The sequence below is a fragment of the Verminephrobacter eiseniae EF01-2 genome (assembly GCF_000015565.1).
Taxonomy (GTDB): Bacteria; Pseudomonadota; Gammaproteobacteria; order Burkholderiales; family Burkholderiaceae_C; genus Acidovorax; species Acidovorax eiseniae.
The window spans coordinates 4435582-4448919 of sequence record NC_008786.1 but is presented as its reverse complement, the minus strand read 5'-3'; the positions used below and the strand labels follow the sequence as shown (position 1 = coordinate 4448919).

The 13338-nt window shown below is 69.3% G+C and carries 10 protein-coding genes; all 10 read right to left on the bottom strand.

Features of this window, described 5'->3' with window-relative positions; translation table 11 throughout:
• Window positions 1–5: 5 nt before the first annotated feature.
• From VEIS_RS19645 to VEIS_RS19600, 10 genes are read right to left on the bottom strand one after another with little or no spacing between them, the layout of a single operon-like run.
• Entirely contained in the window at window positions 6–1394 is a 1389-nt protein-coding gene (locus tag VEIS_RS19645) for an electron transfer flavoprotein subunit alpha/FixB family protein (RefSeq protein ID WP_198137902.1), read from the bottom strand.
• Window positions 1391–3289, bottom strand: coding sequence for a (Fe-S)-binding protein (locus VEIS_RS19640; RefSeq protein WP_011811746.1), 1899 nt, complete (start codon window positions 3287–3289; stop codon window positions 1391–1393). Before VEIS_RS19640 ends, VEIS_RS19645 begins: the two co-directional genes overlap by 4 nt.
• A 1-nt stretch (window position 3290) precedes the next feature.
• The gene (locus tag VEIS_RS19635; protein WP_011811745.1) at window positions 3291–5351 is read right to left on the bottom strand and encodes an NADH:flavin oxidoreductase; all 2061 of its coding nucleotides are present in this window, start codon (window positions 5349–5351) and stop codon (window positions 3291–3293) included.
• Window positions 5329–5931, bottom strand: a complete 603-nt coding sequence (locus tag VEIS_RS19630) for a DUF5943 domain-containing protein (RefSeq protein WP_011811744.1) — start codon at window positions 5929–5931, stop codon at window positions 5329–5331. The genes VEIS_RS19635 and VEIS_RS19630 overlap by 23 nt, the downstream gene beginning before the upstream one ends.
• 36 nt (window positions 5932–5967) lie before the next feature.
• A complete protein-coding gene (locus VEIS_RS19625) occupies window positions 5968–6873 on the bottom strand; it encodes a glycine betaine ABC transporter substrate-binding protein (RefSeq protein WP_011811743.1) in 906 nt (301 codons plus the stop codon).
• Window positions 6873–7844 carry a dipeptidase gene (locus VEIS_RS19620; protein ID WP_011811742.1) on the bottom strand — a complete coding sequence of 324 codons (972 nt, stop codon included), beginning with the start codon at window positions 7842–7844 and terminating at the stop codon, window positions 6873–6875. The genes VEIS_RS19625 and VEIS_RS19620 overlap by 1 nt, the downstream gene beginning before the upstream one ends.
• Before the next feature lie 48 nt (window positions 7845–7892).
• Window positions 7893–8549: a sarcosine oxidase subunit gamma gene (locus tag VEIS_RS19615; RefSeq protein ID WP_011811741.1), complete on the bottom strand. Its 657-nt coding sequence runs from the start codon at window positions 8547–8549 to the stop codon at window positions 7893–7895.
• Complete coding sequence (locus tag VEIS_RS19610) at window positions 8542–11559, bottom strand: sarcosine oxidase subunit alpha family protein (RefSeq protein WP_011811740.1); 3018 nt, start codon at window positions 11557–11559, stop codon at window positions 8542–8544. The genes VEIS_RS19615 and VEIS_RS19610 overlap by 8 nt, the downstream gene beginning before the upstream one ends.
• A complete protein-coding gene (locus VEIS_RS19605; protein ID WP_011811739.1) occupies window positions 11556–11909 on the bottom strand; it encodes a sarcosine oxidase subunit delta in 354 nt (117 codons plus the stop codon). Before VEIS_RS19605 ends, VEIS_RS19610 begins: the two co-directional genes overlap by 4 nt.
• A 2-nt stretch (window positions 11910–11911) precedes the next feature.
• Window positions 11912–13171: a sarcosine oxidase subunit beta family protein gene (locus VEIS_RS19600; protein ID WP_041950212.1), complete on the bottom strand. Its 1260-nt coding sequence runs from the start codon at window positions 13169–13171 to the stop codon at window positions 11912–11914.
• Window positions 13172–13338 lie beyond the last annotated feature (167 nt).

Genomic DNA, 13338 nt, shown 5'->3' with positions numbered 1-13338 from the left:
GTGGTTCATGCGCCGGCCTTGTCCCTTTCCTTGCGCACCAGTTCGATCAGCGCTTGCATCAGCGCCGCGCTGTCTTCGATCACGCTCAGATGGGCGCGGCCGGTGATCGGGGCCGATGCGTCCAGGTTCACCGCGATCACATGGCGGCAGTCCTTGATGCCTTGCAGATGCTGCACCGCGCCCGAGATGCCCAGCGCCAGATAGGCCGATGCCGAAACGGCCTTGCCGGTGGCGCCGATTTGCTGGTGGCGGGCAAAGTGCCCGGCGTCGACCGCAACGCGCGAGGCCCCGACGCTGGCGCCGATCTCCTGCGCCAGCGCATGCAGCAGCGGCAAATCGCCGTGCCGGACCCCATTGCCGGCGGCCAGGATCAGATCGGCCTCTTCCAGCGCCAAGCTCTGCGGGTCGCCCGGCTGCACGCCCAGGTCTTCGATGCCCGGCTCGGGCAGGGCCGGCAGCGCTGGCGCGGCGGCGCGCAGCCCCTGGCCGACAAACGGCAGCCGGGTGCTGGCCAGGCCCGGGGCCAGCAGCATCACCGGGGCATGCGGGCACAGCCAGTCGTCGCTGGCGCTGGCGCGTATGCGCAGGCTCTCGGCGCCCAGTTCCACCACGCCGCAGGCGAGCCCCAGCCCGGTGTGCAGTGCAAACCGCCGGCCCAGTTCGCCGTCGGCCCCGCTGTCGGCGAACAGCCAATGCGCAGGGGCCCAGGCCGCATGCAGCGCTTGCAGCCATTGCACGCAGGCGCCGGGTTGGTAGCGGCTGGCGTCGAAGCTGTCCAATGCCAGCAGGCGATCGGCGCCGAGCGCCGCCACGGCGTCGCTGCCATCGCGGCAGGGGCCCAGCACGGCCAGCACGACCTGGGTCTCGGCGCTGGCCAGGATGGCCGCTGCCGCCAGCGCCTGGCGCGCCGCATCGGTCAATGTGCCGCGCTCGGCATGGGTCACGACCAGCGTGCTGCGGTTGAACGGGCCGGCGCTGCGCAGCGGTTTGGCGCCCGGATGGGCGCCCGGACTGGCAAGCGGTGCGCCCGGGCCGGCCTGCCGGGCGGTCGGCGGCGCAGCGGCGCGGTGGCCGGGCACGATGCGGCGCAGCCCCTGCGCCGTGGTGATTGCCGGGCGGCGCGGGTCGATGCGGGGTACCGGGGTGGTGCTCACTGGAGTGCCTCCGCCTTCGGCTGCGGCATGGGCGCTTTCGGGTGGCCGGGCGGTGGTCATTGGAGTGCCTCCGCCTTCGGCTGCGGCATGAGCGCTTTCGGGTGGCCGTGCGGTGCTCACTGGAGTGCCTTCGCCTTCGGCTGCGGTATGAGCGCTTTCGGGCGGCCGGGCGGTGGTCACTGGAGTGCCTTCGCCTTCGGCTGCGGTATGAGCACCTTCGGGCGGCCGGGCGGTGCTCATGCCAATTCCAGTGCCTGCGCCAGCAGTTCGGCGATGTCCAGCACCTGCGGGCGCGGGCCGACCACGCCTTCGAGCATGGTCGTGCAGTTCGGGCAGGCGACGGCCACCACGCCGGCGCCTGTGCTTTTTGCGTCCGCGATGCGGATGTCCGGGATGCGGGTGCTGCCGGGGATGTCGGTGAACGGCGCGCCGCCGCCGCCGCCGCAGCAGCGGCCCTGCGCGCGGTTGCGTTGCATCTCGCGCACCTCGATGCCAATGCCCTGGAGCAGCGCGCGCGGGGCCTGCACTTCGCCGCCGTAGCGGCCCAGGTAACAGGGGTCGTGGTAGGTCACGGCCTCGTGGCTGGCGGCGCGCGTGGGCTGCAACCGGCCCCGGGCCAGCAGATCGGCCAGCAGTTGGCTGTGGTGCCAGACATCGAAATCTGCGCCCAGCGCCGGGTATTCGTTCTTCAGCAGATGAAACAGATGCGGGTCGGGGGTCACGATATGCGCAAACCGGCGCGCACCGAGGGTGGCGATGAGTTGCGCGGCCAGGCGCTGAAAGCCGGCCTCGTCGCCCAGGCGCCGCGCCAGATCGCCGCCATCGGTCTCGGCCGCGCCCAGCAGCGCGATGTCCAGCCCGGCTTTTTGCAGCGTCTTGACCAGCGCCCGCAGGCTGCGCTGGTAGCGCATGTCAAAGCCGCCTTCGCCGACCAGCACCAGCCAGTCGGTCTGCGCGCCGGGCGCCAGCACCGGCACATTCAGGTCGACGGCCCAGTGGTGGCGCGCAGCCAGCGGGAAGCCGCCCACGGTATCGGTGTCGCGCAGTTGTTCCAGCGCCTGCCGGCCCTGGTTCGGCACCAGGCCCGTGACCAGCGTCAGATGGCGGCGCATGTCCACGATCGCGTCCACATGCTCGATCAGCATCGGGCATTCCTGCACGCAGGCGCGGCAGGTGGTGCAGGACCACAGCGTGTCGCTGTCGATCAGGCCCGGCACGATGGGCTGCCCGGGTGCCCCCTGGTGCGCGCCGATCGGCCGGCCGGGGTGGGGGCTGCCGGCGTAGCCGGCGTCGCTGCCGGCGCTCAGGCCGGCGACCAGGTCCTGCACCAATTTCTTCGGGTTCAACGGCTGGCCTGCGGCGAAGGCCGGGCAAGCGGCTTCGCATTTGCCGCATTGCACGCAGGCATCGAAGGACAGCAGCCGGTTCCAGGCGAAATCGGCCGGTTTGCCCACCCCCAGATCGTCGGCGCGCAGGTCGTCGGCATTCAGGCGCAGGGGCCGCAGGGCCGTGGCAAAGCGCCGCTCGCCAAAGCGCTCGGGCCGGGGGTGCAGGCCCAGGTGCAGCAGACCGGCCACGGCATGTTTCATCGGTCCGCCGAGGCCGATGCCCAGCGCCAGTTCGGCGGCGCCGGCGGCAAACGCCAGGCTGATCAGCGCGGCCAGCCAGGGGGCCAGCGCGGTGCCGGTGCAGGCCACGGCGCCGGTCAGCGCCACGGCCAGCGCGAACAGCAGCAGGCTGTGGGGCAGGCGCTGCCATGCGCCCCGGGACAGGCGCGCGGGCGGGTTGCGCCGGCGCCAGGCCATGGTGGCGGCGCCGGCCAGCAGCACCAGGCCGGCCAGCAGCAGCAGCGCGTCCAGGCTGCGCCAGTACAGGCCCAGGCCGTAGTTCAACGCCACCAGCGCCAAGGCCAGCACGGCGCCGCCGGCGGCGCCGACATGGGCCCGCGCGACCAGCGGCTCGCGCGCCACCACGTCGTGCAGGTCGACCAGATAGCGTTTTGGAATTTGCAGCAAGCCGCGCAGATCGACATCGGCGCCGCGCCCCGTGCGCCAGAGCAGCGCGCGCCGCGCCAGGCCCCAGGCCAAGGTCAGCAGCGCCAGCCAGAACAGGATGCGCACCAGTTGCGGCAGCATTTCAAAAATCCTTGCACAGCCGCAGCGCGTCGTAGATGGCGCCGTGGATGTCGTGCATCGAGACGCAGTCGCCGATGCGGTAGAGCAGGAACTGGCCGTCGCCGGTGGGCCGCTGCAAATCCGGTTGCGGCAGCGCGTCATACAGCGCGTCGATGTCGGTCTGCCCCTGGTTGAGCGATAGCGGCTTGAGCTGCCAGTACAGGCTGTCGTTCGGCCGGATGCCGTTTTCCACCACCACCTGGTCGACCGCGCGTTCTTGCAGCGCCTCGGTGTATTCGTTTTTCAGCACCGCGATCAGCTGCTCGCCTTCACGGTAGATCTGGTGCAGCCAGTGGTTCGGCGTCAGGATCACGCCGTGGGCGTAGAGCTGGCGGTAGAAGATCGGGAAGGTGGTGCCGCCCACGTCGTCGGCGACTTTCACGTCGGGCGTCACGATCTCCACCTGCTTGCCGCGCGCGGCAATGAAGTCGGCCACGCCGGTGCCGGCATGGGCGCTGATGCTGTCGTACACCAGCACGTTGTCGCCGGGCGCGACGGCGCCCGACAGGATGTCCCAACTGCTCACGCACAGCCCCTGCGCGGCGCCCCAGGCCGGCGTCTGCGCCATGTTCGGCAGGCCGCCGGTGGCCAGCACCACGATGTCGGGCGCTTCGGCCAGGATCAGCGCCTGGTCGGCCGCCACGCCCAGGCGCCGCTGCACGCCCAGGCGCCGGGTTTCCATGTCGAACCAGCGGATGATGCCGGCCATCTGCTCGCGCTGCGGCGGCTTGGCGGCCAGATTCACCTGACCGCCGACCACCGGCGCTTGCTCGAACAGCAGCACCTCGTGCCCGCGCTCGCGCGCCACGCGCGCGGCTTCCAGGCCCGCCGGCCCGGCGCCGACCACCACCACCTTGCGGCGGCGCCCGGCGCTCTTGCCGATCAGGTGCGGCATGATTTCTTCACGGCCGGTGGCGGCGTTTTGCAGGCACAGCACGTCCAGGCCCTGGTATTGCCGGTCGATACAGTAATTGGCGCCGACGCATTGCTTGATTTGGTCCAGGCGGCCGTCGCGGATTTTGCCGACCATATGCGGGTCGGCGATCTGCGCGCGCGTCATGCCCACCAGATCGACCATGCCGGCGGCCAGAATGCGCTCGGCCTGCCCCGGGTCGCGGATGCCTTGCGCGTGCATCACCGGCACCCGGGACACCGACTTGATGCCGGCGGCCAGATGCACGAAAGGCTCGGGCGGCAGGGCCATCGGCGGCATGCAGTTGGCCAGCGTGTTGTGGGTGTCGGCGCCGGAGCCGGCCACGCTCAGGAAATCGATCAGGCCGCTTTCGGACATGGCCTGGGCGATTTCTTTGGCCATCTCGTGGTTGATGCCATCTTCGTGGAACTCATCGCCGCAGACGCGCAGGCCGACGCAAAAGTCGGCGCCGACCTGCTCGCGCACGGCTTGCAGCACCTCGATGCCGAAGCGCAGGCGGTTGGCCAGGCTGCCGCCGTACTCGTCGCTGCGGTGGTTGACGCGCGGGCTCCAGAACTGGTCGATCAGATGCTGGTGCGCGGCGGAGATCTCGATGCCGTCGAGCCCGGCGTCCTTGACGCGCCTGGCGGCCCGGCCGAAGTCGGCCACGATGCGCCGGATGTCCTCGATCTCTATGGTTTTGGCGTTGCCCCGGTGCACCGGCTCGCGGATGCCCGAGGGGCTGACCAGGTGCGGCCAGTCAAAGCCGTTCCAGGCGTTGCGCCGCCCCATATGGGTGGCTTGTATCATCAGTTTGGCGCCATGCCGGTGCATGGTGTCGGCCAGCCGGGCCAGCGGCTCGATCACCGGGTTGCGCGCCAGATTGATGGAATTCCACCACGACCAGGGGCTGTCGCGCGATACCGGGCTGGAGCCGCCGCAAATCGCCAGGCCCAGGCCGCCCCGGGCCTTTTCTTCGTAGTAGCGGATGTAGCGCGCGCTCGGCGCGCCGCCTTGGCCATAGACCTCGGCATGGGCGGTGCTGACGATGCGGTTGCGCAGCAGCACCTGGTTCAGGCGGATCGGCTCAAACAGATGCGGGTACTGCATGGCGCGGCCCTTCTTCCAGTGGGTGCACGTCGAAGATGCAATCGCGCGGCGCGGCGTCTGCTGCGGCAGCGTCTGCGGCAGGCGCTTGCGCGGCGCATCGATCCTCGGCGCAGGTGGTGCGCACGGCCGAGCCGCCGGACTCCAGCACCCAGTCCATCGCGCCCGAGAACCAGCCCGCGAAGGCATAGCACAGCTTGTCGTGCCGCACCGGAACGCCGGCAATGCCTTGCGCCAGCACGAAGACCGAATGCTCGACCCTGACCCGGGCGCGGCCCGCGCCGGCGTCGGCGCTGAGCAGCGAGAACCGGCCCCAGCCGCGTTGCGACAGGCGTTTGAGGTAATGCTCGCAGACCGCCATGCCCGCCAGGCCGTGGGTGGCGGCTTCCTGCTGGCACCAGAAATACGCCGAGCGGTGCCCGGCCTTGTACAGCGCCGGGGCATAGAGCGCCCGGCCGACGACGGCTTCGGTCTCGACATGGTTGTTGACGAAGAAATGCCGTGGCACATAAATCATCGGCAGACCGTCGGTGGTCCAGACGCCGGTGTCGGCGTCCACGTCAATGGGCAGTTGCGGGGTCATCGGATGGGTCTCGCTGGCCAAGGGGTGGACGGGTTTTCAGTTCGCCGGGTCGAGCCAGGAGGCTACGCGCGCCGGGTTGTCGGCGATCCACTTGTCGACCGCCGCCTCGGGTTTGGCGCCGCCATCGATGGCCAGCATCACGCTGCCGATCTCTTCGGAATTCCAGGACAGCTTTTTCAGCAGGGCCACGACCGCCGGGGCCTTGCCGTGCAGCCCGGGGTGGATCACGTTGGAGGTATGTTCTTCGCCGCCGTAGATGCCCTTGGGGTCGGCCAGGAAGCGCAGTTTGTACTTGGCAAACACCCAGTGCGGCATCCAGCCGGTGACGGCGATGGGCTTGTTGGCGCGGTAGGCGCGATCGAGTTCGGCGGTCATTGCCGGCCCCGAACTCGGTTGCAGGCGCAGCGCCAGGCCATAGGCTTTGATGGCTTCCTCGGTCTTGCGCATGATGCCGGCGCCGGAGTCTATGCCGACGATGCGGTTGTCGAAATCCGCGCGCGCGTCGTTCAACTGCGCCAGGCTGTCGATCTTGACGTAGTCGGGCACGATCAGGCCGATCCTGGCGCCGGAGTAGTTGACGCCGACGATCTGCACCTTGTCCTTGAAGTTGGCCAGGTAAGCCTCATGCGTGACCGGCAGCCAGGCCGACAGCGTGGTGTCGAGGTCGCCGCGCGCGACGCCTTGCCACATGATGCCCGCCGCCAGCGGCACGGTTTCGACCGGGTGGCCGAGCCTGGTGCGGATGATGGCCGCCGCCAGATGGGTGGTGGCCACGCTGTCGGCCCAACCGTCGACGAAGCCGATCTTGATCAGGGGCTTGGCCTGCGCCCGGGCGCTCCGGCCGGAAAGCGCCGCCAGCGTGGACAGCGCCGATAGCCCGCCCAGGGTTTTCGTCAGGAACTGGCGGCGTTGCCGCGCGACGAGGTTCGATTTCATGGTCATCACACACTCCAGACTTCGTTGAAAACCCGCAGCCAGTTGCGCCCCATCACCTTGGTGATCTTGCGTGCCGGCCAGCGCGCCCGTTCCATCGCTGCGGTCAGGTTGGGCATCTCGCCGATGGTGCGTATGCCCTGCGGGTTCTGGACCACGCCGAACTCGGTCAGGCGGCGGTGCACGCCCTTGTCATGCGTGAGCCAATCGAAGAACGCCTGGCCGTAGCCCTGGGTGAAGTCGGTGCCTATGCCCACGCAGTCCTCGCCGACCAGGTTGACTACATAGTCCAGCGCCTGCACATAGTCCTCGACCGTGGCATCGATGCCGCGCTTGAGAAAGGGCGGGAACATGGTCACCCCGATGAAACCGCCCTGGTCGGCGATGAATTTGAGCTGCGTATCGCTCTTGTTGCGCGGGTGTTTCTTCAGACCCGCCGGCAGGCAATGCGAGTAGGTGACCGGCTTTTTGGAGGCGCGGATCGCCTCGTCGGAGGTCTTGGCGCCGACATGCGACAGGTCGATCATGATGCCGACGCGGTTCATCTCGGCCACCACCTCGTGGCCGTAGCCCGACAGGCCGCCATCGCGTTCGTAGCAGCCGGTGCCGATCAGGTTCTGCGTGTTGTAGCAAAGCTGCACCACGCGCACGCCCATGTCGTGGAAGGCTTCGATGTAGCCGAGCTGGTCCTCGAACGCATGGGCGTTCTGGAATCCGAGCACGATGGCGGTCTTGCCGTCCTGCTTGGCCTGCTCGATGTCGGCCGTGTTGCGCGCCAGGGCCAGCAAATCGCCGTTGTCGCGGATCAGCCGCTTCATGCGGGCGATGTTGGCCACCGTGCCCTTGAAGTCCTCCCACACCGAGACCGTGCAATTGGCGCCGCTCAGGCCGCCTTTGCGCATGTCCTCGAAGACCGAGCGGTCCCAGTTGGAAATGATCAGGCCGTCGAAGACCAATGCGTTCTGGTGCAGGTTGCTCATGGTGTGTTCTTTCAGGCGTGGGCAGGAATGCGGGGCAGGGGGGTCGGGTCAGGCGCTTTCCAGCAACGGCGCAAACACCGGATCGGCGCACTGCGCCGGGGCGACGATGCAGGGTCGGTAGGGCTGCGCGCTGCGCTCGATCAGGCGCCAGAGGTAGTCGGCAAAACTGCGGCGCAAGACCAGCAGCACGCCGGCCTCGTCGCTGCGCGCCACGATCACCGTGGCCTTGGAGATCACGCTGCTGACGCAGCGGCCCGGCGCCAGGCTCTCGAAGTCGTAGGGGCCCAGTTGACGCAGCAGCAGCAGGTGATCGGGGCCGGCCAGGCGCAGCGTGGTCAGGCCCCCGCTGTTGTCCACGACCTGGGCAAAGGCATCGCCCAGCGCGGCGTTCAGCGCCTGCAACGACGCCGTGCGGTCGGAGCGCTTGCAGACCAGCAGCCATTCGTCGGGCGAGAGCCACAGCAGCGCGCCGCCGGCCGTGCTGGCCAGCGTCATCGGCCGGGTGGGCGGCGACTGGCCCAAGACTTGGGCCACGGCCTGCATGAAGGCCGCGTCGTCGGCCTTGCCGCGCAGCACCAGATAGCCCAGGTGCGCCAGTTCGCTGAGCAGCACGCGGTGGTGCGCGCCGGGCAGGGCGGCCCGGGCCGGCAGGTCGAAGGCGTGCAGCGGGGAGCGCAGCAGCGTGCTGCAGGCGGCATCAGACATTTTGTCGCTCCCCCTTCGGGTCGACGAACACGCTGCCGACCACCTGCGCGGCGGTGGCGCGTCCATGGGCGTGCGCATACAGGGTCTGGCCGATCCGCTGCCGGCCCGCAGCGACCACGGCCAGCGCGATGGAGCGGCCCAGGAAGGCGCTGTGGTAGCTGGAAGTCACATGGCCGAGCATCCGGTTGTGCGCGCCGGTGCGGGCGCTGTCCATGATTTGCGCGCCTTCGGGCAGCACCACCGACGGGTCTTGCGTCAGCAGGCCGACCCACTGCTTGCGGTCGTCGCGCGCGGTGTCGCTGCGCGCCAGCGAGCGTTTGCCCAGGAAGCTGTACGTTTTTTTCATGCCCACGGCCCAGCCCATCCCCAGGTCCAGCGGGCTGATCGAGCCGTCGGTGTCCTGGCCGACGATGATGAAACCCTTTTCCGCGCGCAGCACATGCATGGTCTCGGTGCCGTAGGGCGTGATGTCGAACTCGGCGCCGGCGGCCATCACGGCTTCCCACAGCGCGTGGCCGTAGCCGGATTCGACATTCAGCTCATACGCCAGTTCGCCGGAAAAGCTGATGCGAAACACCCGGGCCGGCAGGCCATGCACCGTGCCGGCGCGCCAGTCCATGAATTGGAAGCTGTCGGCGCGCAGGTCGATGTCCGGGCACAGCCTGGCCAGCACCGTCCGGGCCTTGGGGCCGACCAGGGCGATGGTCGTCCAGTGGTCGGTCACCGAGGTCATCCAGACCTTCAGCTCGGGCCACTCGGTCTGGTGCCAGCGTTCGAGCCAGTTCAGCACCCGGGCGGCGCCGCCGGTGGTGGTGGTCATGTAGAACTGCCGGGGCGTGATGCAGGCGGTCACGCCGTCGTCCATCACCATGCCGTTTTCATCGAGCATCAGGCCGTAGCGGCATTTGCCCACCGCCAACTGGCTCCAGGCGTTGGCGTAGATGCGGTTGAGGAATTCGCGCGCGTCCGGGCCGTCGATCTGTATCTTGCCCAGCGTCGAGGCGTCCATCAGCGCCACCCCATGGCGCGCCGCCAGGCATTCGCGGTTCACGGCAGCGCGCAGGTCCTCGCCGGCGCGGGCGAAATACCAGGGCCGCAGCCACTGGCCCACCGGCTCCAGCGCCGCGCCGCGCGCCACATGGGCCTCATGCAGCGCGGTGTAGCGGCTCGGGTCGAAGCAGTCTTGCACCATCGTCCCGGCCAGCGCGCCCAGGCTCACCGGGGTGTAGGCCGGGCGGTAGGTGGTGGTGCCGACCTCGCCGACCGGGCGCTGCAGCGCGCGCGCGGTCAGCACCACGCCGTTGACGTTCGACAGCTTGCCCTGGTCGGTGCCGAAACCCAGCGCGGTGTAGCGCTTGACATGCTCGATGCTGTGGTAGTTCTCGCGCACGGCCAACCCGATGTCGGCGGCGGTCACGTCGTTTTGGTAGTCGACGAAAGCCTTGGCATGGAGCTTGGCCCGCTTGCCATCGGACGCGCAGCAGGAGGGCATCAGGAACATCGGCCGCGCCGCCCGTCGTTGGGGCGGGGGCGGGCAAACCGGTGTCTGCAATGACCGCTGCCGGCCGCAGGCGGCCAGCACCCGGTGCATGGCCTGTGTGGTCTGCGCCAGCGCCGCCGGCAATTCGAACGCGCCGGTGACCGCCCCGACGCAGGCCACGCCCGGGCGCCCGGTGCCGGGGGCCACGAAGGCCGCCGCTGCGTCGTCCCAGAGCGGGCGGCTGCCGTCATGGCAAAACAGATGCACCGTTGGCGACAGCCCGCCAGAACTGAGCACCACGTCGCAGGCCACATGCCGGCCCGCGCTTGTGGCCTCCTCGCGCGTGGCGTGCAGCGGCACCAGGTGCGCGCTTTTGACGTGGCCGCGGCCCATGGCCCGGGCAATGCCGTGGCCGCCCAACACCTGGTAGGCGCTGCTGCGGGCGGTCACGCCATGGCGCACATCGGCCACGACGACGCGGGCGCCGGCCTGGGCCAGGTCTTCGGCGCAATCGTGGATCAGATCGCTGGTGCCGCAAATCACCACGCGCTGCCCGACCCGCACGCCGTAGCGCTGCAAAAAAGTCTGCCCGGCAGAGACTGTCATCACGCCCGGCAGGTCGTTGTTGCCAAAGACCAGCGGGCGCTCGATGGCGCCGGTGGCCAGAACCACCTGGCGCGCGCGGATCTTGTGCAGGCGCTGGCGCGGCAGATGGGCCTGGCGCTCGGCCGGGGCGATATGGTCTTGCACCAGTTCGACCGCTTGCACCAGGTTGTGCTCGTACATGCCGAAGGCGGTGGTGCGGGTCAGCACGCGCACCTGCGGCAAGCCCGCCAAGGCGGACTGCACCGAGCGGATGTAGGCCGGGCCGTCGCGGCCGTCGATGCGCGCCCGCGGGTCGGACAACAGCCAGCCGCCCAACTCGTTTTGCTCGTCGAGCAGCAAGGTCTTCAGGCCCGCCTGCCCGGCCTGCAACGCGGCCAGCAGGCCGCAGGCGCCGGCGCCGACCACCAGCACATCCACATGGTGGTGCAAGTGGTCGTAGCGCTCGGGGTCGGGCAACCCGGGTGCCGCGCCCCAGCCGGCGCACCGGCGCAGCACCGCCTCGTACAGCGGCCACAGCCGGCGCGGCCATTTGAAGGTCTTGCCGTAGAACCCGGCCGGCATCATGGAGCGCGCGCCCCGGCCGAGCAGCGATTTCAGGTCGAAAGCCAGCGCCGGCCAGCCCGACGTGGAATGGGCGACCAAGCCCTCATACAGCTCGGCCTGCGTGGCTTTGACGTTCGGCGTCGTGAGCGCGCCCACGCCGAGCTGCACCAGCGCATTCGGCTCTTCTGCGCCGGCGCCGATGATGCCGCGCGGCCGCCCGTACTTGAAGCTGCGCGCCACGCACCGCACCCCTTGCGCGAGCAGCGCCGAGGCCAGCGTGTCGCCGGGGTGGCCGGTGTAGTCGCGGCCGTTGAAGCTAAAGCGCAACTGGCGCGAGCCGTCGATGCGGGCGGCCGGCTGCCTGACCCTGGTGCCGCTCATGCCGCCGCCCCCTGGGGGTTCATCTGCATCCGGGGGTCCATGTCCCGGGCCGGGGCGCGGGTCTTTTCCGTCAGCCACAGGGCCTGGCCTTCGGCCAGCGTCCAACTGCCTGCGACCTCGTAGCTGGCGGTGTGGCGCTTGACGACGAACACCTTGCGGCAGGCCGCAGTGTGCTGCCACTGCTCCCAGAACCAGCCCTTCGGGTTCTGGCGCATGAAGAGATAGTCGCCCCAGAGGGCGTCATCGACCGCCTCGGGCTGGGCCGGGCGGGCAATGAAGGCTTCGCCGGCGTAGCCGAACTCTTGTTCGTCGCGCAACTCGCCGCAGTGGGGGCAATGCAATAAAAACATATTCAGTGGGCGACGCCGGCGGCGCCGTGCTCGTCGATCAGGTGGCCGGAGGCGAAGCGCTCCAGCGCGAAGGCTTGGGCCAGCGGGGGCGGACGGCCATGCGCCAGCATGTCGGCAAAGACATGGCCCGAGCCGGGCGTGGCCTTGAAGCCGCCGGTGCCCCAGCCGCAGTTGAAGTACAGGCCCTGCACTGCGGTCGCGGAAATGATCGGGCAGGCGTCCGGCGCCACATCGACGATGCCGCCCCATTGGCGGTTCATGCGCACGCGCGAGAACTGCGGAAACAGCTCGATGATGGCCGCCGCCGTGTGCTCGATGACATGCGGGCTGCCGCGCTGGCCGTAGCCCAGATAGCCGTCGATGCCGGCGCCTATCACCAGTTCGCCCTTGTCGGACTGGCTCAGGTAGCCATGCACGGCGTTGGACATGATCACGGTGTCGATCACGGGCTGCATCGACTCCGAGACAAAGGCTTGCAGCGGATGGCTTTGCAGCGGCAGGCGCAGCCCGGCCATGCGGGCCAGCTCCGACGAATGCCCGGCGGCCACGCAACCGACGCGCTCGGCCTTGACCGGCCCGAGGCTGGTTTGCAGCGCGCGGATCCGCCCGCCCTCGATGTCCATGCCGGTGACCTCGCAGCCCTCGATCAGGTCCACCCCCAGCCGGCTTGCGGCACGGGCGAAGCCGCGCGCCACCGCATCGTGGTGCGCCACCCCGGCGCGCGGCTGCCAACTGGCGCCCAGCACCGGGTAGCGGCGGCTGCGGCTGCAATCGAGTTGCGGGATTTTTTGCTGCACCTCGCTGGCGCTGAGCACCTGGGCATCGATGCCTTGCAGCGCGTTGGCGTTGACCCTGCGCTCGATGTCGCGCATGTCTTGCAGCGTATGGCCCAGGTTGAACACGCCGCGCTGGCTGAACATCACATTCATGTTCAGTTCCTGGCTCAAGCCCTCCCACAGCTTGAGCGAGTGCTCGTAGAGCTGCGCCGCCTCGTCCCACAGATAGTTCGAGCGCACGATGGTGGTGTTGCGCGCCGTGTTGCCGCCGCCCAGATAGCCCTTTTCCAGCACCGCGATGCGGCCCACCGTCGGGTGGTTCTTGGCCAGGTAGTAGGCCGTCGCCAGGCCATGTCCGCCGCCGCCGACGATCACCACGTCGTAGTCCGGCTTGAGCGCCACCCGCTCCCAGGCCGGCTCCCAGCGCAGATGGTGGCCCAGGCCATGCTTGAACAGGCTCCAGAGCGAGTAATTTTGGCCGCGCATTGGTCGCATGTGATCTCGTGGGGATCGTGGGCAATCGTGGAGTAAGGGGGCCGGCGAATCCGCTTGCATTGTCTCTGCCTGTGCTGCGCAGGCTTGCGTCTGACAGACGCACACTTGTTCAAACCCGACATGCCGCCGCACCGCATCCGGTATCCGCCGGGCCGCAG

Coding starts and splice junctions, on each gene's coding strand:
- VEIS_RS19645 (WP_198137902.1), bottom strand. CDS start 1,394: ATGAGCACCGCCCGGCCGCCCGAAGGTGCTCATACCGCAGCCGAAGGC.
- VEIS_RS19640 (WP_011811746.1), bottom strand. CDS start 3,289: ATGCTGCCGCAACTGGTGCGCATCCTGTTCTGGCTGGCGCTGCTGACC.
- VEIS_RS19635 (WP_011811745.1), bottom strand. CDS start 5,351: ATGCAGTACCCGCATCTGTTTGAGCCGATCCGCCTGAACCAGGTGCTG.
- VEIS_RS19630 (WP_011811744.1), bottom strand. CDS start 5,931: ATGACCCCGCAACTGCCCATTGACGTGGACGCCGACACCGGCGTCTGG.
- VEIS_RS19625 (WP_011811743.1), bottom strand. CDS start 6,873: ATGACCATGAAATCGAACCTCGTCGCGCGGCAACGCCGCCAGTTCCTG.
- VEIS_RS19620 (WP_011811742.1), bottom strand. CDS start 7,844: ATGAGCAACCTGCACCAGAACGCATTGGTCTTCGACGGCCTGATCATT.
- VEIS_RS19615 (WP_011811741.1), bottom strand. CDS start 8,549: ATGTCTGATGCCGCCTGCAGCACGCTGCTGCGCTCCCCGCTGCACGCC.
- VEIS_RS19610 (WP_011811740.1), bottom strand. CDS start 11,559: ATGAGCGGCACCAGGGTCAGGCAGCCGGCCGCCCGCATCGACGGCTCG.
- VEIS_RS19605 (WP_011811739.1), bottom strand. CDS start 11,909: ATGTTTTTATTGCATTGCCCCCACTGCGGCGAGTTGCGCGACGAACAA.
- VEIS_RS19600 (WP_041950212.1), bottom strand. CDS start 13,171: ATGCGCGGCCAAAATTACTCGCTCTGGAGCCTGTTCAAGCATGGCCTG.